Below are 20,442 nucleotides of genomic sequence, written 5' to 3' on the forward strand. Positions count from 1 at the left end.
CATTGACGGCCTTCCAGCCCTCACAATTCACCTGCCCTTCGTCGTGCATTTCCTGATCCGCTCCGCGGAGGGCAGAATCATGAGCGTGACTTTGCAACGCACCGAAGCTAATGGCGACGGCGCTTCCCCGTTTGTAGAGCTGGACCGTCAAACGTGGTCCAGGCTTGCAGCGCAGATGGAGCAGCCCCTCAACGAAGAGGACGTCTTCCGTCTCCGCGGCCTCGGCGACCCCCTGGACATGAAAGAAGTCAGGGAGGTTTACCTCCCTCTCTCCCGCCTCCTTCACCTGTACGTTGAGGCCTCACACCAACTCCACGCAGCCACCACTACGTTCCTGGGTGAGCAAACCCAACGCACGCCGTTCGTGATCGGGGTGGCCGGGTCAGTTGCCGTTGGCAAGTCCACCATTGCCCGTGTGCTCCGGGAAATGCTCCGGCGCTGGCCCGGAACGCCCAACGTGGAACTCATCACCACAGATGGCTTCCTTTATCCTTTGGCTGAGCTGAAGCGCCGGCACTTGCTGGAGCGGAAAGGTTTCCCGGAGTCCTACGACCGCCGTGGACTTCTTCGTTTCGTTTCTGAAGTCAAAGGCGGCGCCGAGGAAGTCCGCGCGCCTTGGTACTCCCACGTCACCTATGACATCGTGCCGGGAAAGGAAGTCGTAGTGCGGCGCCCCGACGTCCTGATTGTCGAGGGACTGAACGTCCTGGCCCCGGCCCGCCCTCGGATGGACGGCAAGCAGGGACTGGCCGTCAGCGACTTCTTCGACTTCTCCATCTATGTGGATGCCAAGACCTCCTACATTGAAGAGTGGTACGTGGACCGCTTCCGGAAATTGCGGACCACGGCATTCGCCCAGCCCGAGTCCTACTTTCACCGCTACGCCACACTGTCGGACGAGGACGCCGAGTCAACGGCACGGGGCATATGGAAACGCATCAACGAGCCGAACCTCGAGGAAAATGTGCTGCCCACCCGCGGACGTGCACAACTGGTACTCACCAAGGACGCAGACCACTCGATCCGCCGCATGCTGCTCAGAAAGGTCTAGGGTGCCCAACAATTCCCAACCGTTGCCTAGCCGGCGGACTTTCGCCAGCCTCCTGACCGCCGGCGCGGGAATGGCAGCATTGGCGGCCTGCACGCCTGAAAACGCCGCCCCCTCCCCCGTCGCGGCGAACGCCGCCAGCGAGGCCACACCGTCCTCCGTGGGCACCCCCAGCGCCGCAGCAAGCGAGCCTGCACCCGTTGAATCAGCCCCCAACGCGACTCCCTCCAATACAGCCCCCTCGCACGCCGTTGCCCCGCAGCACTCCCTTACGGATCCAACGAGTCCCTGGGTAGTGGTGAACAAGCACCGGCCCCTGGTCCCCCAGGCCTTCGTTCCGGCAGACTTGGTGCAGCCAGGCGTACGGCTCGCCGTCAGCGGCGAAGCGGCCCTGATTAACAGCACGACGGCGACTGCCGCTGAAAAGATGTTCGGGGCCGCAGCCACGGAGGGCGTCATCATGACGCTGGCCTCCGGATACCGTTCGTATTCCACCCAGGTTGCTACCTACAACGGCTACGTCGCCAGCACCGGCCAGGCCGCCGCCGACCGCGCTTCCGCCCGCCCAGGGCACTCCGAGCATCAAACGGGCTGGTCCTTTGACATCGGCGACGGTGCGGGAGCCTGCAGCTTCCAACCATGCTTCGCCGAGCAACCCGCTGCCATCTGGGCCAAAGCCAACGCCCACAAGTTTGGATTCGTGGTCCGCTATCCGTGGATGTTCCACGACACCACAGGGTACTTTTACGAGTCCTGGCATCTGCGGTACATCGGGGTGGAGGCAGCTACGGACATGACCGCCCGCGGCATCGCAACCCTGGAAGAGTATTTCGGGCTTGAAGCAGCTCCGGACTACCTCTAATCCTTAGTAACTGAGGCTCTCATCCTTAAACACCGAGGCCCGCACCCCTGCTCCGACTCAAGCTGGGGTACGGGCCTCAAAATGTGCTCTCCTAGACTGCCATTTCGCTGGGAGCGCCCAAACGTTCCTTGACGACGGCGGCGAGCCCCTTGCAGACACGCTCGGCCGTTTCCATGTCAGCGGCTTCCACCATCACACGCACCAACGCCTCGGTCCCTGAGGGCCTGAGGAGCACACGGCCGGTCTCACCCAGTTCAAGCTCCGCCGCGGCTACAGCCTCGGCAACGCCCTCGTCAGTGGCAGCCCGGGCTTTATCGACGCCCTTGACGTTGATCATGAGCTGCGGCAGCTTGGTCATGGCACTGGACAGGTCCTTGAGGCTGCGTCCGGTCAAGGCAACCTGGGCTGCAAGCTGCAGACCGGTCAGGACGCCGTCACCTGTGGTGGCGAAGTCCGAGAAGATCACGTGGCCGGACTGTTCACCACCAAGGTTGTATCCGCCGTCTCGCATTGCCTCCAATACGTAACGGTCACCAACACCAGTCTCGCGGATGGCGATACCCGCATCGCGCAGGGCGATCTTCAGGCCGAGGTTACTCATGACTGTAGCCACGAGGATGTTGTCCTTGAGCTTTCCTGCGTCCTTGAGCGCCAGTGCCAGAATCGCCATGATCTGGTCGCCGTCCACTTCGTTGCCTTCATGGTCAACGGCCAGGCAGCGGTCAGCGTCACCGTCATGGGCTACGCCAAGGTCCGCGCCATGCTTGACCACGGCCTCCTTGAGCGGGCCCAGGTGCGTGGATCCAACGCCTTCATTAATGTTCAAGCCGTCCGGCTCTGCGCCGATGACCACCACGTCGGCGCCAGCATCCTTGAATACCTGGGGCGAACAGCCGCTAGCTGCACCATGGGCGCAGTCCAGAACTACCTTCAAGCCTTCCAAGCGCTTGGGTAGCGTGCCAAGCAGGTGCACAATGTACCGGTCTTCGGCGTCTGAGAACCTCTGGATTCGTCCGACGTCGGCTCCCACCGGGCGCTGCGGCTCTTTGCCCAGCTGAGCCTCGATGGCGTCCTCAACATCGTCCGGAAGCTTCTGGCCGCCGCGGGCGAAGAACTTAATTCCGTTGTCCGGCGCAGGGTTATGCGACGCCGAGAGCATGACTCCAAAGTCGGCGTCGAGATCCGCCACGAGGTAAGCCGCGGCAGGGGTGGGGAGCACGCCGGCGTCGTAGACGTCGATGCCGGAACTGGACAGCCCGGCTTCGACGGCAGCGGCGAGGAACTCGCCGCTGGCTCTGGGATCCCTTGCGACGACGGCGCGCGGCCGCTTGCCATCGGTAGAGCGTTCATGGCCGAGTACGACGGCGGCTGCTTGCGCGAGCTGCATAGCCAGTTCGGCGGTGAGCAATCCGTTCGCGAGACCGCGGACGCCATCTGTTCCAAATAATCTAGACATCGGGTCAAGTTTAGACGACGACAGGACAGCACTGGTTCAAGCGGCCGCCAGAAGGTCATGTGCGGCGCCTTCCTTGACTCCGCTGCCTGGTATCTGAAACGGCGAAAGCCCGCCCCGCCGAAACGGCGGAACGGGCTTTCGAGTAAGCGTAGATTAACGCTTGGAGTACTGCTGAGCCTTGCGGGCCTTCTTGAGACCAGCCTTCTTGCGCTCGATGACGCGTGCGTCACGGCTCAAGTAACCGGCCTTCTTGAGGGTGGCGCGGTTGTTGTCGACGTCGATCTCGTTCAGCGAGCGAGCAACGCCAAGGCGCAGTGCGCCGGCCTGGCCGGAGATGCCACCACCGTGGATACGGGCGATGACGTCGTAGGCGCCTTCGAGATCAAGGATCTTGAAGGGCTCGTTGACATCCTGCTGGTGCAGCTTGTTCGGGAAGTAGTTGTCCAGCGTGCGGCCGTTGATGGTCCACTTGCCGGAGCCAGGCACAACGCGGACGCGTGCAACGGCTTCCTTGCGGCGGCCAACAGCTGCGCCGGCAACGGTCAGTGCCGGGCGCTCCTTCTTGGGAGCATCTTCGGCAGCGTTGCTGCTTTCAGAGGTGTAGCTGGTGAGGGTTTCCTCGGCCTCGACGGCTTCGGCGGTCAGTTCTTCGTTCTGAGCCACGGTTCTCCTTGTAATAAAAAGTTTAGTTGGTGGCCAGGACTACTGGGCGACCTGGGTGATTTCGAAAGTCTTCGGCTGCTGTGCAGCGTGGGGGTGCTCAGCGCCACGGTAGACCTTGAGCTTGCCCAACTGCTGTGCAGCGAGGGAGTTCTTGGGGAGCATGCCCTTGATGGCCTTCTCAACAGCGCGAACCGGGTTGGATTCCAACAGCTCGGCGTAGTTGACGGAGGTCAGGCCGCCCGGGTAACCGGAGTGGCGGTATGCGCGCTTCTGCTCCAGCTTGGCGCCGGTGAGGGCTACCTTTTCAGCGTTGATGATGATGACGAAGTCGCCCATGTCCATGTGGGACGCAAAGGTCGGCTTGTGCTTTCCGCGCAGCAGTGTTGCGGTCTGGCTGGCAAGACGACCAAGGACAACGTCGGTGGCGTCAATGACGTGCCACTGGCGGTTGATATCGCCGGGCTTCGGGGTGTACGTACGCACGGTTTTGCCTCGTTCTTGTTCTGGCGTTCATGTTTTAGGCGACACGCAATAAGGCGTGTACCTATCTATGTATGCGCTACCGGAGCAGAGGTGAGGGCTCTATGTACCAGTTATCCCAAGATCTCGAAAATGCCTAGGGAGTTAGCGATCCTGCAACTGGATCCCCCGCAAGGCATGTGTCATCGAGATAGGACACGCACAACGACTCTAAACAATACCGCCATGAGGGCGTCCGGGTCAAAATGGGGTAACCGCCCTTGGGGGCCATGCGCTGATTGAGGGAGAACAGATGCCCAACGGACCCGGCTTCGCGCTCCTTCTTGCGCTCCTTGGTTTGCTGCTGAGCCCTGTTACCGAGCTTCTGATTGCCCGCGCGCTGCCGCGACTCGGCGGCCTCCCTGTAGCTAAGGTCCGGATCACGACGGCGGCTGCCACCGCGTTGCTGTTTGGCTTGCTTGCGTGGCGGTTCGGCGTTGCCCACGAATTGCCGGCATTCCTTTTATTGGCATTACTCGGAGTGCAACTTTCGCGGATTGATTTCACACTCCATTTGCTGCCCAACCCCCTTGTATTGCTTTTGCTCGGTGGTGGATTTCTGCTGCTACTGGCCTCAGCAGCTCTCGCGCCGGGCTGGCCGGACCTCTTCCGCGCCCTCGCCGGCGGGGCGATGATGTTCGCCGGCTACGTCATTCTCAAACTTATTTCGCCAAGAAGCCTCGGAATGGGCGATGTGAAGCTCGCAGCGCCCCTGGGTTTGTACTTGGGCTACTTGGGTTGGCAGCAAGTACTCATTGGCGGGCTACTGGGATTCGTGGTGGGCGGGTTGCTGACGGTGCTGATGTTACGCCTGCGATCCGCCGAAAAGCCCGCAGAAACAGCCCATGGACCCGCAATGCTCATTGCTGCGGTTGGCGTAGTTCTGTTCATGAACTAGCCCGTGGTTAGTACGTCCTTACCCAGGCTTCAGCCCGCCCGGAATACATAAGGCTCCTTTGTAAAGCAAGTAGTTTCCACCCGCCCAGGCACCGAAACTGAGTACTTTCTGCCCGCTGGCACATCCGGCAAGTAATAGGCGCCCGGATAATTCGAGTACGGCTACGCATTGTGACTTCAGCGGCCCAGGGTGAATTCTTATCTCATCGAATTACGAACAGCTAAAGGCTCCACTGACGCGGTTCGATATTCGGGTAAATTTAGATAATTTGCCGCCCTGCTATTCATGAATCACTGCCACATTAATTCTGGGAAGGATTTTCCAATGTCATCTCTTATGGTTTCCGTTATCTCGTTCATCGCCGGCGTCAAGGATCGCTTCACCTCCGAGGAGAAGGGCGCAACGGCTGTTGAATACGGTCTGCTCGTGGCCCTCATCGCCGCAATCATCGTTGGCACTGTGGTTACTTTGGGCACGGACGTCCTCAAGGGCTTCCAAACCGTAGAAAAGGCGCTGCCGTAACCCATACCGGCCGGCTTCACTACCGATCCCGGGCCGGCTGCCCCGATGCATTCATCGGCTGCAGCCGGCCCGGATTCGTTTTATCTGGGAGTAGCTATGAGATCCAACGATAAGAAGAGGAAAAAGCTCCGCACACGGAAGCCCTCCACATCCAAGAACCAGTCCGGAGCCGTTGCGGTTGAATTTGCATTGGTGTTGCCCATATTCCTCGTGCTGGTACTGGGAATTTTTGAGTTCGGCCGCGCATTCAACATCCAGATTTCCTTGTCTGAAGCCGCCCGGGAAGCCGCCCGATATGCAGCCATTCACCAGTCGGACTCCACCTACACCGTGGGCGATGCACAGGCTGCCGGTGTGGCTGCGGCACCTTCGGTGGATCTGGATCCTGGTGACATTGCCATTACGTCAACCGGAACCAACCCTTGCAACGTGGAAGTCACCATCTCCTACAGCACGCCCTGGATGACCGGGTTCCCGGGCCTCGTGCCTGGAATGCCGGCTGAACTGAACATCTCAGGGACAGGGGTCATGCGATGCGGCGGCTGAAACACGGTGATGCCGAACGCGGTGCTGTTGCTCCCATGACGGCCATGCTGATGGTGGCGCTGCTGGGAATGACCGCCTTCGCCGTGGACGTGGCAATGATGTACTCCGAGCATGCTCAACTGCAGAATGGCGCCGACTCGTCGGCAATAGGCATCGCCCAGGCTTGCGCCAAGAGTGCAGGCTCTGCCGACTGCGTCTCGCCCGCATCCACAGCTACCACCTTGGCAGGACTGAATGCCCTGGACGGTGTCAGCAATGCGCCGGTGGCAACGGTGAATCTGGCCACCGGAACCATTGATGTCACTACCCAATCCCGCAACGCCTCCGGTGACAATCACTTCAGCTTGGTGTTCGCTCGGGCACTGGGTGTCCAGACGGCGGATATCAAGGCCACCGCCCAAGCCAAATTCGGTGGCTTTTCCGCAACGGATGCAATACCGCTGACTTTCTCGCAATGCGAAGCGGACCCGGGTTTCACTAAAGGCCTTCAGTTCTTCCCGGTCCACGGGACCAAGTTGTCCGATGACCCGGATTACGCGTGTAAGCATCAGTCTTCGTCCGGCTTCGAGCTTCCCGGCGGTTTCGGTTGGCTCAAACATCCCGGTGCTACGTGCACCGTGCATGTGGACATTGATGATCCGTGGGTGGAGGCCAACGAGGGCAACGACTTCGATTCCACATGCAGCTCGGCCTTCGCATCCTGGGAGGCCAAGCTCAAAGCCGGCAAGCCTGTGGAACTCCTGATTCCCATTTTTGAAACTGCCTGCCCGGTGAAGAAGGGTACGGGAACCAACCCCTGCGCTTCTTCTCCGTATAAGAAGTCCTTCAAGATCGAGGCCTTTGCCCAGATCTCACTCCGAGGATGGCATCTGACAGGCGGCGGACCGACCTACATGACTTCCGATGCCTCGGCGCTCCAGAAGTCCCTGGGCCTCAAGAACAGCGATACCGGGCTGTTCGGCACCTTCATCAAGAAAGTAAGTCTGACGGAAGCCGCAACTCTGGGCGGCCCCACCACGTACGGCGCCTTGGGCGTCCAACTCACCGAGTAATAACCAATCTGGGAGAAAACTCCATTGCATTAAGGAGAATCAAAGTGAAAACTCGCCTACTGGGAGGCATAGTCGCAGTAGTGCTGGCAATAGTCGGCACGCTGTTACTGGTCACATATGTTCAAGCAGCAGACGCGCGGGCTCAAAAGGACCTCCAGCCCGTTGATGTCCTCGTTATTCAAAGTCAGGTTCCGGAGGGAGCCGATCTTCAGCAGATCAGATCTGCTGTAAAGCTTGCTTCGCTACCTGCGGCTTCGGTGCCCAATGGCGCCCTCAAGAGCCTCTCCGGTATGGAAGGCAAAGTCGCCGGGGCAGAACTCATGCCGGGTGAAGCGCTGCTGGGAAACCGTCTGGTGGACCCCAACAGCCTGGCGGCTCCGGGATCAGTCCCCGTTCCAGACGGACTTCAAGAAGTTTCAGTTCAACTGGACGCCCAGCGTGTGGTTGGCGGGCGATTGGCTGCCGGCGACACCGTCGGCGTCATGGTACTGCTTGGCCAGCCCGGGCAGGCCGAATCTGAGGCATCAGCGCAGCTCGTCTTCCACAAGGTTCTTGTGACCAGCGTTCAGCGGGCCACCTCGAGAAACACCAATACGGCGCAGGCAAGCTCCGAGCAGGCCAATACCCAGCTGCCAGAAGGTTCCTTCATAGTGACCCTGGCCCGTAGCGATGTAGACGCTACCAAGATTGTTTATGGCGCAAAGTACGGGGACATCTGGCTGACCAAAGAACCCGCAGAAGCACAGGAAAGCGCACGCGTCACCATCAAGAAGGCAGAGGTACTCCAATGAGCCGCTTCCTAGTCATCACAGCTGACGTTGAGTTCGAAAAGCGCGTCCGGCACGCTGCGTCCGGTCTGCACGGCGACGTGCAGTCCATCATTGCCGACTACTTGCCGCAGGGCCCGGACGACGTCCTACGCGTGTTGTCCGGTCAACTGCTGGAAGTCCTGGTGCTGGGCCCCGGACTGCAAGCAGACGACGCCATTCGCCTGGCCAGCCTTTTCGACCTCCAGTATCCCGAGATCAGCGTCGTACTCGCATCGACGGATGCGGCCGAGATCGCGCTGCCAGCCATGCGTGCAGGAATCCGTGACTTGTTGGAGCCATCTGCAGATGCAGTGGCCATTCGAGCCCTGTTGGAGCGTGCCAGCCTTGCAGCCGCCGGGCGACGCAGGGGCTTGGGTGCCCAAGTGGACGCAGGTCCACAGGGAGGCCGGATCATCGCCGTTATGTCTCCCAAGGGTGGCGTGGGCAAAACAACCATCTCAACCAACCTGGCCATTGGCTTGGGGCGTACCGCGCCCATGAAGGTAGTCATAGCCGACCTGGACCTCCAATTCGGCGACGTCGCATCCGGTCTGCTCATAGACCCTGAACGGACCATCGCGGATGCCGTCACTGGCGCGGCAGTCCAAGACAGCATGGTGCTCAAGTCATACCTCTCAGCCCATCCCGCTGGCATCTACGCACTCTGCGCGCCGCGCAACCCATCTCAAATCGAACAGATCTCCGCAGAACAAGTGGGGCATCTCCTTGAACAGTTGGCCAAGGAATTCGATTACGTGATTGTGGATACGGCCCCCGGTCTCGGTGAACATGTCCTGGCGACTCTGGAACGTGCCTCCGACGTCGTCTGGGTATGCGGAATGGACATCCCCAGCATCAGGGGGCTCCGGAACGGCTTGGAGATTTTGGACGAGATTGGGTTGGTCCCGGAACAGCGCCATGTTGTCCTGAACTTCGCGGACAAGCGGAGCGGGCTCACCTTGGTGGATGTGGAAGCCACCATCGGTTGCCCGGTGGATGTCACGTTGCCCCGGTCCCGCTCACTCCCCTACTCAACCAACAGAGGCATCCCCGTACTCCAAGATGGAGCGAAGGATGTCACCCTTCGGGGCCTCCGCCAGCTTGTGGAGCGGTTCAAGCCCGGATGGGAAGAACGGCCACACAAGCAGTTGCATCGAAGGGCGGTAGTCAAGTGAACCTCGCAAAACGCCTTCAAACGGTCCGTGGACTTGAAGTTGAGACACCTGGAACATCAACGCCGGGAGATCCGTGGGCCGGACCGGCAACGCAAGCCCCGGATTATCTCGCCGATTCGCCGGGGTCCGGAGGAGCCACCGAGGACTCCAGCCAGGCCTTGTCTGCGGTCAAGGAACGTACCAGCAGCGCCTTGTTTGACCGCATGGGCTCCCGGATCTCGGATACCACACTCGACGAAGCCGAGCTGCACCGCTATGTCAAGGAGGAACTCCGCGCCGTCATCGACGAGGACGATATCCCCCTGACGTCCTCGGAAAGGCAACGGCTGGTTCAGGAAATCGCTGACGACGTGCTTGGCCTGGGGCCACTACAGCGTTTCCTTGACGACAAGGACGTCACGGAAATCATGGTGAACGGCGCAGATAAGGTCTACGTGGAAATTGCAGGAAAACTCCATTTGACCAACGTTCATTTCTCGTCCGAAGAGCACCTGCGCAGAATCATTGAGCGGATCGTCTCAAAGGTTGGCCGCCGCATCGACGAGTCCTCACCTCTTGTGGACGCGCGGCTTTCGGATGGGTCCCGTGTCAACGCGATCATTCCGCCGCTGGCCGTCAATGGATCGTCGCTGACTATCCGTAAGTTTGGGCGCGTCCCTCTAACGGCCCAGAATCTCATCCAGTTGGGAACTACGAGCCCCGAGATCACGGAACTCCTTCATGCATGTGTACAGGCCCGGCTGAACATCATCGTCTCCGGCGGTACTGGAACGGGAAAGACAACTCTCCTTAATGTCCTTTCGTCCTTCCTGCCCTCCGATGAGCGCATCGTCACCATCGAAGACGCAGTGGAGTTGCAACTCCAGCAATCACATGTGGTTCGTTTGGAAAGCCGCCCCAGCAACATCGAAGGCAAGGGCGAAATCGCCATCCGGGACCTGGTTCGCAATTCGCTGCGCATGCGCCCGGACAGGATCGTGGTGGGCGAGGTTCGTGGCGGCGAAGCCTTGGACATGCTTCAGGCAATGAACACCGGCCATGATGGATCCATCTCCACTGTTCACGCGAATTCGCCACGGGACGCCATTGCACGCCTCGAGACGTTGGTGCTTATGGCTGGAATGGATTTGCCCCTCAGGGCAATCCGCGAGCAGATCTCGTCCGCCGTGAACCTGGTGGTTCAGATCTCTCGGCTGCGCGATGGAACCCGCCGAATCACCCACGTGACAGAAGTCCAGGGCATGGAAGGTGACGTTGTTACCTTGCAGGATGCTTTCACGTTCGACTACTCGGCAGGCATGGACGCCAACGGGAGGTTCCTTGGGAAGCCCGTTCCTACAGGGGTGCGGCCACGGTTCGTGGACCACTTCGCGGACCTTGGAATCTACTTGTCGCCGGCGGTCTTTGGCAGCGTGCACACTGGCGGTGGTCAGCGATGACCGCCACCAACCCGCTCCTGCTCATAGCCGGCGTGCTTCTCGGATTCTCCGCTCTGGCGATCGGGCTGTTCCTCATCCCCAGGTCGAGGAACTCAACGATTGCGTTGTCCCGGCGCCGTCCGGACTCGGGCCCACAGGAATCCGTCCTGACCCGAGTGACGAATTCCGCTGTGGCCATGGTGGATGGTTCGGTTTCTGCAAGCCGGGCTTCAGGAACCAGGATTTTGCTTGAACAGGCCGGCTCGCGGATGAGACCAGCGGACTACGTTCTTTTGGTCATCTGCGCCACGTTCACTGGCGCCGTTCTAGGCTTCATCCTTGGCGGCGTCTTGGTGGCGATTCTCTTCGGAATCATCGTGCCCATCGGCGCACGCATGGTTCTGAGCATTATGACCTCCCGACGCAGGGCCCAGTTCGAGGCTCAACTGGGTGACACGTTGCAAATGCTGTCCGGCAGCATGCGGGCCGGCCACAGCTTGCTCCGGGCGGTGGATGCTGTTGCCCAAGAGGCCCAGTCACCTACCAAAGAAGAATTTGCCAGGATCGTGGGAGAAGTTCGCCTGGGTCGCGACTTGCGTGACGCCCTCTTGGACGCGGCCTCGCGTCTCCATAGCGAGGACTTCCTCTGGGCGACGCAGGCCATCGAAATTCATCGCGAAGTGGGCGGCGACTTGGCTGAAGTCCTGGACCATGTGGCCGAGACGATCCGTGAACGGTCCCAAATCAAGGGGCAAGTCAGGGCACTCAGCGCTGAAGGTCGTATGTCCGCCTATGTGCTCATAGCGCTGCCGACTGGCATGTTCCTGTACCTCAGCCTTGCGAACGGGACGTACATCCAGCCGTTGTTCACCCATCCCCTGGGTTGGATCATGCTGGTGGCCGCAATAGTCCTTTTGGGGTTGGGCACCTTCTGGCTCAGCCGCGTGGTCAAGATCAAGTTTTAGGGAGTGATCATGAACGTTATTGCATGGGCGTCCGTCGCCTTGATCGTCATCCCCATCGCTTTCATGGCGTGGGCCTTCATTTCAGTTGATCGTGCCGGCCTGGCGACTGTTCGAGCCAACTTGAGCCGAAGCGCCGGGATGGCAACGGAGCTGGGAGCACAGTCATCATCATTCAACCTCCAACGCCTCGGAGCAAGGCTCACCCCCAAGGGCTACACAATCTGGTTGGACAAGCTGCTGGCCAAATTGGGCCGACCAGCGGGAATGCCCCTTGGGCGCCTTCTCATCCTCAAGCCGGCGTTGGCCCTGGCAGCAGGGCTCGTGGGCCTGCTGTTCTTTCTACGGGCGCCATCCGGCCCGGGCTTCGTGCTTTATCTGGCAGCGGTCTCGTTGGTGTATTTCATTCCGGACCTGCTCATCCACGGCCGGGCAGCCGAGCGGCAGAAGGCCATCCAGACGGAGCTTCCCAACACCCTGGACCAGATGCTGATCTCCGTGGAAGCCGGTCTTGGTTTTGAAGGTGCCATGGCAAGGGCCGGACAAAACGGTTCGGGACCGCTCGCTATGGAAATGCTCCGTACGCTGCAGGACATGCAGGCAGGACGAAGCCGGAAGGAAGCCTACATTGCCCTGGCCGAACGTGTTGACGTTCACGACCTGCGGGCATTCGTTGGGGCCATAGTCCAGGCAGACACCTACGGGATCGCGATCGCCAACGTCCTTCGTACACAAGCCAAGCAAATGCGTATCAAGCGTCGGCAGAGGGCAGAAGAGCAGGCCATGAAACTGCCGGTAAAGGTTCTCTTCCCCCTGATGTTTTGCATCCTTCCGGTGCTCTTCATCGTCATCATGGGTCCGGCCGTCATCAACGTAATGACTAACCTTGCCGGAACGTTCTAGGGCTCTGGTGTTCTTGCCCTAAAGACCGGCACTTCGCGGATCCCAGACCACGGAGTGCCACAACGGCCCCCTTCCGGTACCCAGAGCCGGGAGGGGGTCCCCCCAACGCCCGGATAGGTCCTTGGTCACGGACAGAAGAGCTACTCGCGCCGTGCCCGCGTCAGCTCGGCCCGCGCCAGCAACTCACTATCGGAAGGGTAGGCGACTTCTTCAAGCACCAGGGGATGTGGAGCAGCGAGCACTGATTTGGCGTCACGTTGACGTTCCAGAAGACGCGAGTGCAGCCAACCCGGAGTTTCCAAGCCCTCCCCCACGCGGAGCGCAGAACCTACCAAGGACCGCACCATGTTGTGACAGAAAGCGTCGGCCTGGACGGTGGCAACTATGACACCGTCGCTTCCACGGTCGAACGAAAATTGCTGCAGTTCACGAATGGTGGTGGCTCCCTCGCGGGGTTTGCAGTAAGAGCGGAAGTCCTGAAGGCCCAGCAGAGAATGCGCACCGTGATTCATGAGCTCAACCTCCAAAGACGTTTTATGCCACAAAGTGATTCCCCGCAGCACAGGGTCCCAGCGACCCGGACCATCGGCAATCCGGTAGCTGTACCTGCGCCACAACGCTGAGAAGCGGGCGTCGAAACCTTCCGGCGCCAGACCGGCGTCGTGCACTTCAATGGTCCCCGTCAGATCGCCGAGAATGCGGCTCAAAGCGCCGCGGAGTCGGCGCAAAAGCGCGACGGCGGGATCGAGTTCGTGCCCACGCGGCAGTGACAGCCACTCGGCTTCCGTCAGGTCCAGGTGAACAACTTGACCCCGGGCATGGACGCCGGCGTCGGTCCTGCCAGCAACCGTCACGCGAATCGGGCGTTGCAGGATGAGCGCCAAAGCTTCTTCAAGGGATCCTTGAACGGTGCGAAGACCGGGCTGCACGGCCCACCCGTTGAAAGGGCCGCCGTCGTAGGAAAGATCAAGCCGGACACGCAAAAACCCGCCGCCCCCCATAACGGGGGCAGCGGGTTTTCGTTCGTTCATAGACTTAAGTCTACTGTGAAGAATTCAGTGAATTACTTCTTGTCCTCAGCGGCCGGAGCCTCTTCGGTTTCAGCAGCTTCGGTCTCAGCAGCTTCTGCCTCAGCGGCCGGAGCCTCTTCGGTTTCAGCAGCTTCGGTCTCTACAACCTCTTCTTCAGCAGCCGGAGCTTCGGCGGCCGGAGCAGCCTTGGCAGCAGCGTTGGTTGCTTCAGCAACTACAGCCTGCTTGGGGGAAACCGGCTCGAGAACGAGCTCGATGACAGCCATGGGAGCGTTGTCGCCCTTGCGGTTGCCGATCTTGGTGATGCGGGTGTAGCCACCATCGCGGTTAGCAACGGCGCCGGCAATGTCGGTGAACAGCTCGTGGACAACGCCCTTGTCGCTGATCAGGCCGAGAACGCGGCGGCGGGAAGCGAGGTCGCCACGCTTGGCGAAGGTGACCAGACGCTCTGCGTACGGCTTAAGGCGCTTGGCCTTGGTGACCGTGGTGGTGATGCGCTTGTGCTCAAAGAGAGCAGCTGCCAGGTTCGCGAGCATCAGGCGCTCGTGAGCCGGGCCGCCTCCGAGGCGCGGACCCTTAGTGGGGGTAGGCATAGTTATTTCTCCTGTTATGTAAGCCGTTCAGGTCCATCGCTGGACCCGGCGGCCAAGATCTGCTGTTTAGAGCTCGTCGTCGCTGAACGCGGCGTCGTCCTCTTCGATGGCTGCGGCGCGGGCTGCGAGATCGAAACCGGGAGGGGAGTCCTTGAGGGACAGACCCAGTTCCACGAGCTTTGCCTTGACCTCGTCAATGGACTTCGCACCGAAGTTACGAATGTCCATCAGGTCAGCCTCGGAGCGGGCAACGAGTTCACCCACGGTGTGGATGCCCTCACGCTTGAGGCAGTTGTAGGAACGGACGGTGAGGTCCAGATCCTCGATCGGCAGAGCCATGTCCGCTGCCAGGGCAGCGTCCGTCGGCGACGGGCCAATCTCGATACCTTCAGCTGCGGTGTTCAGCTCACGAGCCAGACCGAACAGTTCCACCAAGGTGGTGCCTGCGGAAGCAACAGCATCGCGAGGGGCGATAGCCTGCTTGGTCTCGACGTCGACAATGAGCTTGTCGAAGTCGGTGCGCTGCTCAACACGGGTAGCTTCCACGCGGAAAGTTACCTTCATGACCGGCGAGTAGATCGAGTCAACCGGAATACGGCCGATCTCGGAGTCGCCGGACTTGTTCTGAGCTGCCGAAACGTAGCCACGGCCGCGCTCGATGGTCAGTTCGAGTTCGAACTTGCCCTTCGAGTTCAGAGTGGCAATGTGCAGATCCGGGTTGTGGAATTCGACGCCGGCCGGCGGAGCGATGTCCGCGGCGGTGACGACTCCGGGGCCCTGCTTGCGCAGGTAAGCAACAACCGGCTCATCGTGCTCGGAGGAAACCGAAAGGTTCTTGATGTTCAGGATGATCTCGGTGACATCTTCCTTGACACCCGGAACCGTGGTGAACTCGTGCAGCACGCCATCGATCCGGATGCTGGTTACAGCGGCACCGGGGATGGAGGAGAGCAGGGTACGGCGGAGGGAGTTTCCGAGGGTGTAGCCGAAGCCCGGCTCCAGCGGTTCAATGATGAAACGGGAGCGGTTCTCGGATACAACTTCTTCAGACAGGGTGGGGCGCTGTGCAATGAGCACTTAGGTTTCCTTTCGGCGAGCATCCGCTATATGACGCAACACAGGTGGTGGAAATCGGCTTCGGTTTCCAGCCTGACCAGCCGGGCCATGCTGATGGATGATCGAAACCATCCATAGCAGGCCCGGCCGGTCAGGCGGGGAAGACCTAATTAGACGCGGCGGCGCTTCGGCGGGCGGCAACCGTTGTGGGCGCTGGGGGTGACGTCCTGGATGGAGCCAACCTCGAGGCCAGCGGCCTGAAGCGAACGGATTGCGGTTTCGCGTCCGGATCCCGGGCCCTTGACGAATACGTCAACCTTGCGCAGACCGTGCTCCTGAGCGCGCTTTGCAGCAGCTTCAGCAGCCATCTGGGCAGCGAACGGGGTGGACTTACGGGAGCCCTTGAAGCCAACCTCACCGGCGGAAGCCCATGAGATTACAGCACCGTTCGGGTCCGTGATGGACACGATGGTGTTGTTAAAGGTGCTCTTGATGTGCGCCTGGCCAAGCGCAATATTCTTCTTATCCTTGCGACGCGGCTTACGAACCGCTCCACGAGTCTTCGGGGGCATTGTTTCTCCTACAGAAAGTTATCGGGGGAAAACCGGATCAATCCCGAGGGATTAACGTCCGGCCTTCTTCTTGCCGGCGACGGTGCGCTTGGGGCCCTTGCGGGTACGAGCGTTGGTCTTCGTACGCTGTCCGCGTACGGGCAGGCCCTTGCGGTGGCGCAGGCCTTCGTAGCTGCCGATCTCTACCTTGCGGCGGATGTCAGCGGCTACCTCGCGGCGAAGGTCACCCTCAACCTTGTAGTTGCCTTCAATGTAGTCACGCAGCTGGACCAGCTCGGCGTCAGTCAGGTCCTTGACGCGAACGTCAGCGCTGATGCCGGTGGCAGCCAGGGTTTCGTGTGCACGGGTCTTGCCCACGCCGTAGATGTAAGTAAGCGCAATTTCCAACCGCTTTTCGCGGGGAATGTCTACGCCAGCGAGACGAGCCATAGTGGCAGTACTCCTTGAATAAACCGGAGGTCGTAGGCAGTACACCCACACGTTCAGTGTGGCCCCAGCCTCCGACCGGGGGTTCGCTGACCAGGCTCTGTAATGCAGTCCTGGCACAGCTTGTGCTGCCTTTATTTACTTGCGTGGGCTAGCAGCCCAGGTTTGTCCTTGCGGACGCAGATTCCCGTGAGGGGAATTAGCCCTGGCGCTGCTTGTGGCGCGGGTTCTCGCAGATCACCATGACCCGGCCGTTACGGCGGATCACTTTGCACTTGTCGCAGATCTGCTTGACGCTCGGCTTGACCTTCATGGCGTTCCTTTGCGTGTTTTGCAGTTGATCTGCTGGAGCGGCTTAGGCACTATTGCCTTGCCGCCCAGCAATTTACTTGTAGCGGTAGACGATACGACCACGTGTGAGGTCGTATGGGCTCAGCTCAACCACTACCCGGTCCTCGGGGAGGATTCGAATGTAGTGCTGTCGCATCTTCCCAGAGATGTGTGCGAGAACGACGTGCTTATTGGTGAGCTCAACACGAAACATCGCATTGGGCAGCGCCTCAGTCACAACGCCCTCGATCTCAATGACCCCGTCCTTCTTGGCCATATCCTCCGCTAACTGTTGTTTGCCGCCGTCCTTCAGTTAGGCACCGAAGATCCAGCGGACGTTTTTTGTTTGCTTGGCTCTCTTGGAACCACGACACTAAAAAGGGCGTGGCTGCACAGACAACCAACAAATAACTCTACGCCAATGAAGCCGGAAAGTTAAATCCGTCAATGGTAGCGCACCTGTCTCCAGTCGTCACTCCCCCGCTGGCCGATAGGCCGGGAAGTCGCCCGCCGCCGTCGAGACGGCTTGCGCTGCAAGGACACCATCCAGAATGGCTAGTCGAACGGCTTCCGCCGCCGCACTTTGGAGTGTTATCAAGGACGCCTGCCGCGCCTGTTCAGTACTGCGGTCAAGCACGACGGCGCCGGTCGCCACAGCGAACACGGTATCGCCGTCCACGAGGGTATGGGACGGATCCAAAGCACGCGCAAGCCCGGCATGCCCGGAAGAAGCAGTCCGCTTGCACTCGGCAACATCCAAGACAGCATTGGTGGCGATCACCACGAGCGTGGTGTTGAGTCCCTGCGGTGGAGCCGGTGGGCCTGCGACCCTCTGCGCGCTCGGTCGCTCCTCCCTTAGACGCGCGCTGCCGGGTCCCAGCCCCACCGGCGATCCCAGGGCGTTGACTATTGCGATGGCCCCCACTACCACGCCGTCGTCGAGTTCGATCGAGGACGTCCCCACGCCGCCCTTGTATTGTCCACGTGCAACAACGGCGCCAGTCCCGGCACCAACGTTTCCACGTACGACGGCGGCATGGTCGCCTGAGGCGAAGGCTGCGGCGGCTGCCTGGTAGCCCATGTCGGCATCAGGTCGGGCTATAACGTCGCCGCCCCTACCAAGGTCGAAGATGGCGGCCGCCGGCACAATGGGCACCACGGTCCCGGGAACAGCGAAACCCCGCCCCTGTTCTTCACACCACAACTGAGCACCCGTCGCCGACGCCAACCCAAAGGCGCTACCTCCGGTCAACACCACAGCGTCCACAGTGGAAACCAACGTGGTGGGATCCAGCGCATCGGTCTCATGCGTCCCGGGCCCACCACCGCGCACGTCCACAGACCCCACGGTCCCCGGCGGAGGAAGCACCACAGTAACCCCGGACAACCACCCCTCCCCCACCCTCTGCACATGCCCAACCCGTATGCCGGCAACATCGGTGATCGAATTCATGGCTCCATTCTCCACTGGTGAGCCAACTGGCGGCCCAAGGCGCGGCAACAAGTGGGAGCCGGGCCTCAAATACGAACAGGCGAGTAACGCTGAGTAAACGGGTTAGGAAGTGTAAGCCAACTATCGCTGCGGCTCCCCATTTTGGCCCAAACGCAGGCTTTCGGTGTGGTGAGCTAGGCCTGTCTTCGCCGCCCCGGTCCGGGAGCTGGCGCCCCACATTAGCCAGAAACCGTTAGTGACTCATGACTACCCGACAGATTCACAGCAGCAGTGCTGCGCCTGCAGACAAGCCGGCCGAGCCTCCGGTTCCGCCCGCCACAGCAGCCAAGCCCAGACAGGTTAGGAAGCGCTGGTCCGGCCGAGACCGCCGGGATTTCCTGGTGTTCCTGGCCATGGCCTTGCCGAACTTGGTGTTGATCGGCACGTTCACTTATTGGCCGCTGATCAACAACATCTACTACTCCACGTTGGATTGGACCCTCGGCTCGGCCTCGGCCACGGTGGTGGGCTTACAGAACTACGTCACGTTTTTCACCGGTGAGGACGCGTCAAAGGTCCTTGGGACTACAGCGATTTTCACGCTGGTAACGGTTGGCGGTTCCATGATCCTGGGCTTGTTGGTTGCCCTTGCTTTGAACTCCAAGGTCCGCGGCACCACGTTCGCCCGTTCTGCCGTGTTCGCGCCTTATGTACTGTCCGGTGTTGGTGTTGGCCTGGTGTGGCTGTTCATTTTCGATCCCGGCTACGGCGTACTTGCTTGGCTCCTCCGGGGCCTGGGACAGCAGAGCCCACAGTGGATCAACGATCCCCAGCTGTCCTTGGTGATGGTGATCATTGTGTACGTCTGGAAGAACCTGGGCTACTGCGCCGTGGTCTACTTGGCCGGCCTGCAGTCCCTTCCACGCGACGTCATGGAAGCTGCGGCACTGGATGGAGCCAATGGCGCACGCAGGTTCCTCAATATTTCCTTGCCGCTGCTGTCCCCCACCACGTTCTTCCTGTTGATTACCACCATGCTCAGCTCGTTGCAGGCGTTCGACCTCATCCGCATCATGACGCCGCTGGGCAATGGCACCAGCACACTGATCTACGAGGCATACCTGCAGGCGTTCGGGGCCTACAACAGGGCAGGCTATTCGGCCGCGATATCGGTGATTCTTTTCGCCATCCTGCTGATCATTACTGTTCTTCAACTGCGGTTCGTTGAGCGAAAGGTCCACTATTCATGAGCGCGCCTTCACCCGCCGTCGTCGTTGATTCCTTACAGGAGAGCATGCAGGAGAAGGCGCCGCATGAGCCGCCGCGACCATTCTCCAAAGCCAACCTCATCCGGACCATGGCAACCGGATACGTGCCCCTGATCATCGCCACGCTGGTGGTGTTCCTGCCGCTGATGTGGATGTTGCTGAGCTCGTTCAAGCAACCGGGCGAGATCGTTACCACGGACCTCAGAATCCTTCCGGAGTCTGTGAACCTGGAGAACTACGCCACGGCGATGACTACGGTTCCGTTCGCGCAGTTCTTCGCCAACAGCCTCATCGTCACCGTGGTTGGCGCGTCCATCAAGGTCATCCTGGCCATTCTGACGGCTTACGCGCTGGTGTTCGTTCGTTTCCCGTTCAAGAACGTAATCTTCGTGCTGATTCTGGTGGCACTCATGGTGCCCGCGCAGGTGTCCATCCTGCCCAATTACATCCTCATAGCGGGCATGGGCGGCAAGAACACCCTGTGGGGCATCATCCTTCCGGGCCTGGGGACGGCGTTTGGCACGTTCCTGCTGCGCCAACACTTCCTGACGTTACCGCCGTCGATTCTCGAAGCAGCTGAAATCGACGGTGCGGGCCATTGGCGGCGGTTGTGGCAGATCATCGTCCCGGTGTCGGTTCCATCTATTGCGACGGTGGCTTTGGTGACCGTGGTCAGTGAATGGAACGACTACATCTGGCCCCTCATCATCACGGACCGTCCCGAAACCATGACATTGCCAGTGGGGCTGACGTTGCTGCAGAACTCGGAGGGCAACGGCGCCGGATGGGGAATTCTCATGGCGGGAGCCGTTTTGGTGATCGTTCCCATCTTGCTGGTATTCGCAGCGCTCCAGCGATACATCGTTGCCGGGCTGACCCAAGGCAGTGTCACCGGCTGATT

Annotated in this window: 24 protein-coding genes; 13 read left to right on the forward strand and 11 right to left on the reverse strand. The window is 60.4% G+C overall.

Features of this window, described 5'->3' with window-relative positions:
• Nucleotides 1–79 precede the first annotated feature (79 nt).
• Complete coding sequence (coaA, locus tag ACZ5J0_RS13660; protein ID WP_142938394.1) at nucleotides 80–1,051, forward strand: type I pantothenate kinase; 972 nt, start codon at nucleotides 80–82, stop codon at nucleotides 1,049–1,051.
• Nucleotide 1,052: 1 nt separating this feature from the next.
• Nucleotides 1,053–1,910: a M15 family metallopeptidase gene (locus ACZ5J0_RS13665; RefSeq protein WP_464093304.1), complete on the forward strand. Its 858-nt coding sequence runs from the start codon at nucleotides 1,053–1,055 to the stop codon at nucleotides 1,908–1,910.
• Between the two features lie 91 nt (nucleotides 1,911–2,001).
• Here the strand turns inward: ACZ5J0_RS13665 and glmM are convergent, their stop codons facing one another.
• The 3 genes from glmM to rplM all read right to left on the reverse strand — a co-directional run bounded on the left by glmM (nucleotide 2,002) and on the right by rplM (nucleotide 4,512).
• Nucleotides 2,002–3,366 (reverse strand): phosphoglucosamine mutase, encoded by a 1,365-nt coding sequence (gene glmM, locus ACZ5J0_RS13670; protein ID WP_142938392.1) that lies wholly within the window; start codon nucleotides 3,364–3,366, stop codon nucleotides 2,002–2,004.
• A 153-nt stretch (nucleotides 3,367–3,519) separates the two neighbouring features.
• Nucleotides 3,520–4,029: a 30S ribosomal protein S9 gene (gene rpsI, locus ACZ5J0_RS13675; protein ID WP_024817562.1), complete on the reverse strand. Its 510-nt coding sequence runs from the start codon at nucleotides 4,027–4,029 to the stop codon at nucleotides 3,520–3,522.
• Nucleotides 4,030–4,068: 39 nt separating this feature from the next.
• Nucleotides 4,069–4,512 carry a 50S ribosomal protein L13 gene (gene rplM / locus ACZ5J0_RS13680; protein WP_024817563.1) on the reverse strand — a complete coding sequence of 148 codons (444 nt, stop codon included), beginning with the start codon at nucleotides 4,510–4,512 and terminating at the stop codon, nucleotides 4,069–4,071.
• A 289-nt stretch (nucleotides 4,513–4,801) separates the two neighbouring features.
• Here rplM and ACZ5J0_RS13685 point away from each other — a divergent pair, with 289 nt between their 5' ends.
• The 9 genes from ACZ5J0_RS13685 (at nucleotide 4,802) to ACZ5J0_RS13725 (ending at nucleotide 12,833) form a co-directional block, all read left to right on the forward strand.
• The gene (locus tag ACZ5J0_RS13685) at nucleotides 4,802–5,446 is read left to right on the forward strand and encodes a prepilin peptidase (RefSeq protein WP_464093305.1); all 645 of its coding nucleotides are present in this window, start codon (nucleotides 4,802–4,804) and stop codon (nucleotides 5,444–5,446) included.
• Nucleotides 5,447–5,770: 324 nt separating this feature from the next.
• Nucleotides 5,771–5,968 (forward strand): Flp family type IVb pilin, encoded by a 198-nt coding sequence (locus ACZ5J0_RS13690; protein WP_142938390.1) that lies wholly within the window; start codon nucleotides 5,771–5,773, stop codon nucleotides 5,966–5,968.
• A gap of 96 nt (nucleotides 5,969–6,064) precedes the next feature.
• Nucleotides 6,065–6,514 carry a TadE family protein gene (locus tag ACZ5J0_RS13695; RefSeq protein ID WP_142938389.1) on the forward strand — a complete coding sequence of 150 codons (450 nt, stop codon included), beginning with the start codon at nucleotides 6,065–6,067 and terminating at the stop codon, nucleotides 6,512–6,514.
• Complete coding sequence (locus tag ACZ5J0_RS13700; protein ID WP_142938388.1) at nucleotides 6,502–7,566, forward strand: TadE/TadG family type IV pilus assembly protein; 1,065 nt, start codon at nucleotides 6,502–6,504, stop codon at nucleotides 7,564–7,566. The genes ACZ5J0_RS13695 and ACZ5J0_RS13700 overlap by 13 nt, the downstream gene beginning before the upstream one ends.
• Nucleotides 7,567–7,610: 44 nt before the next feature.
• On the forward strand, nucleotides 7,611–8,357 hold the full coding sequence (gene cpaB / locus ACZ5J0_RS13705; protein WP_464093306.1) for a Flp pilus assembly protein CpaB: 747 nt from the start codon (nucleotides 7,611–7,613) through the stop codon (nucleotides 8,355–8,357).
• Nucleotides 8,354–9,550 carry an AAA family ATPase gene (locus ACZ5J0_RS13710; protein ID WP_142938387.1) on the forward strand — a complete coding sequence of 399 codons (1,197 nt, stop codon included), beginning with the start codon at nucleotides 8,354–8,356 and terminating at the stop codon, nucleotides 9,548–9,550. Before cpaB ends, ACZ5J0_RS13710 begins: the two co-directional genes overlap by 4 nt.
• On the forward strand, nucleotides 9,547–10,989 hold the full coding sequence (locus ACZ5J0_RS13715; RefSeq protein ID WP_223940637.1) for a CpaF family protein: 1,443 nt from the start codon (nucleotides 9,547–9,549) through the stop codon (nucleotides 10,987–10,989). The genes ACZ5J0_RS13710 and ACZ5J0_RS13715 overlap by 4 nt, the downstream gene beginning before the upstream one ends.
• Entirely contained in the window at nucleotides 10,986–11,933 is a 948-nt protein-coding gene (locus ACZ5J0_RS13720; protein WP_142938385.1) for a type II secretion system F family protein, read from the forward strand. Before ACZ5J0_RS13715 ends, ACZ5J0_RS13720 begins: the two co-directional genes overlap by 4 nt.
• Before the next feature lie 9 nt (nucleotides 11,934–11,942).
• A complete protein-coding gene (locus ACZ5J0_RS13725) occupies nucleotides 11,943–12,833 on the forward strand; it encodes a type II secretion system F family protein (protein WP_166839937.1) in 891 nt (296 codons plus the stop codon).
• 140 nt (nucleotides 12,834–12,973) lie between these two features.
• Here ACZ5J0_RS13725 and ACZ5J0_RS13730 read toward each other — a convergent pair whose 3' ends face one another.
• The 8 genes from ACZ5J0_RS13730 to ACZ5J0_RS13765 all read right to left on the reverse strand — a co-directional run bounded on the left by ACZ5J0_RS13730 (nucleotide 12,974) and on the right by ACZ5J0_RS13765 (nucleotide 18,294).
• Nucleotides 12,974–13,864 carry a tRNA pseudouridine synthase A gene (locus tag ACZ5J0_RS13730; RefSeq protein ID WP_464093307.1) on the reverse strand — a complete coding sequence of 297 codons (891 nt, stop codon included), beginning with the start codon at nucleotides 13,862–13,864 and terminating at the stop codon, nucleotides 12,974–12,976.
• A gap of 32 nt (nucleotides 13,865–13,896) precedes the next feature.
• On the reverse strand, nucleotides 13,897–14,457 hold the full coding sequence (gene rplQ, locus ACZ5J0_RS13735) for a 50S ribosomal protein L17 (RefSeq protein ID WP_142938383.1): 561 nt from the start codon (nucleotides 14,455–14,457) through the stop codon (nucleotides 13,897–13,899).
• A 66-nt stretch (nucleotides 14,458–14,523) separates the two neighbouring features.
• Complete coding sequence (locus tag ACZ5J0_RS13740) at nucleotides 14,524–15,534, reverse strand: DNA-directed RNA polymerase subunit alpha (RefSeq protein ID WP_011775567.1); 1,011 nt, start codon at nucleotides 15,532–15,534, stop codon at nucleotides 14,524–14,526.
• Between the two features lie 149 nt (nucleotides 15,535–15,683).
• Nucleotides 15,684–16,085 (reverse strand): 30S ribosomal protein S11, encoded by a 402-nt coding sequence (rpsK, locus tag ACZ5J0_RS13745; RefSeq protein ID WP_014922380.1) that lies wholly within the window; start codon nucleotides 16,083–16,085, stop codon nucleotides 15,684–15,686.
• Between the two features lie 51 nt (nucleotides 16,086–16,136).
• Nucleotides 16,137–16,514 carry a 30S ribosomal protein S13 gene (gene rpsM / locus ACZ5J0_RS13750; RefSeq protein ID WP_011775569.1) on the reverse strand — a complete coding sequence of 126 codons (378 nt, stop codon included), beginning with the start codon at nucleotides 16,512–16,514 and terminating at the stop codon, nucleotides 16,137–16,139.
• Between the two features lie 196 nt (nucleotides 16,515–16,710).
• Nucleotides 16,711–16,824 (reverse strand): 50S ribosomal protein L36, encoded by a 114-nt coding sequence (rpmJ, locus tag ACZ5J0_RS13755; protein ID WP_011775570.1) that lies wholly within the window; start codon nucleotides 16,822–16,824, stop codon nucleotides 16,711–16,713.
• Nucleotides 16,825–16,896: 72 nt separating this feature from the next.
• Nucleotides 16,897–17,118 carry a translation initiation factor IF-1 gene (gene infA, locus ACZ5J0_RS13760; protein WP_011775571.1) on the reverse strand — a complete coding sequence of 74 codons (222 nt, stop codon included), beginning with the start codon at nucleotides 17,116–17,118 and terminating at the stop codon, nucleotides 16,897–16,899.
• Between the two features lie 195 nt (nucleotides 17,119–17,313).
• Nucleotides 17,314–18,294, reverse strand: coding sequence for a P1 family peptidase (locus tag ACZ5J0_RS13765; RefSeq protein ID WP_464093308.1), 981 nt, complete (start codon nucleotides 18,292–18,294; stop codon nucleotides 17,314–17,316).
• Between the two features lie 242 nt (nucleotides 18,295–18,536).
• On the opposite strand from ACZ5J0_RS13765, the gene ACZ5J0_RS13770 reads away from it, so the two are divergent.
• Both ACZ5J0_RS13770 and ACZ5J0_RS13775 read left to right on the forward strand, forming a co-directional pair.
• Complete coding sequence (locus tag ACZ5J0_RS13770; protein ID WP_464093309.1) at nucleotides 18,537–19,523, forward strand: carbohydrate ABC transporter permease; 987 nt, start codon at nucleotides 18,537–18,539, stop codon at nucleotides 19,521–19,523.
• The gene (locus ACZ5J0_RS13775; RefSeq protein WP_142938381.1) at nucleotides 19,520–20,440 is read left to right on the forward strand and encodes a carbohydrate ABC transporter permease; all 921 of its coding nucleotides are present in this window, start codon (nucleotides 19,520–19,522) and stop codon (nucleotides 20,438–20,440) included. Before ACZ5J0_RS13770 ends, ACZ5J0_RS13775 begins: the two co-directional genes overlap by 4 nt.
• The last annotated feature ends 2 nt before the right edge of the window (nucleotides 20,441–20,442 follow it).

The sequence above is a fragment of the Arthrobacter sp. DualSoilB13 genome, from assembly GCF_055389195.1.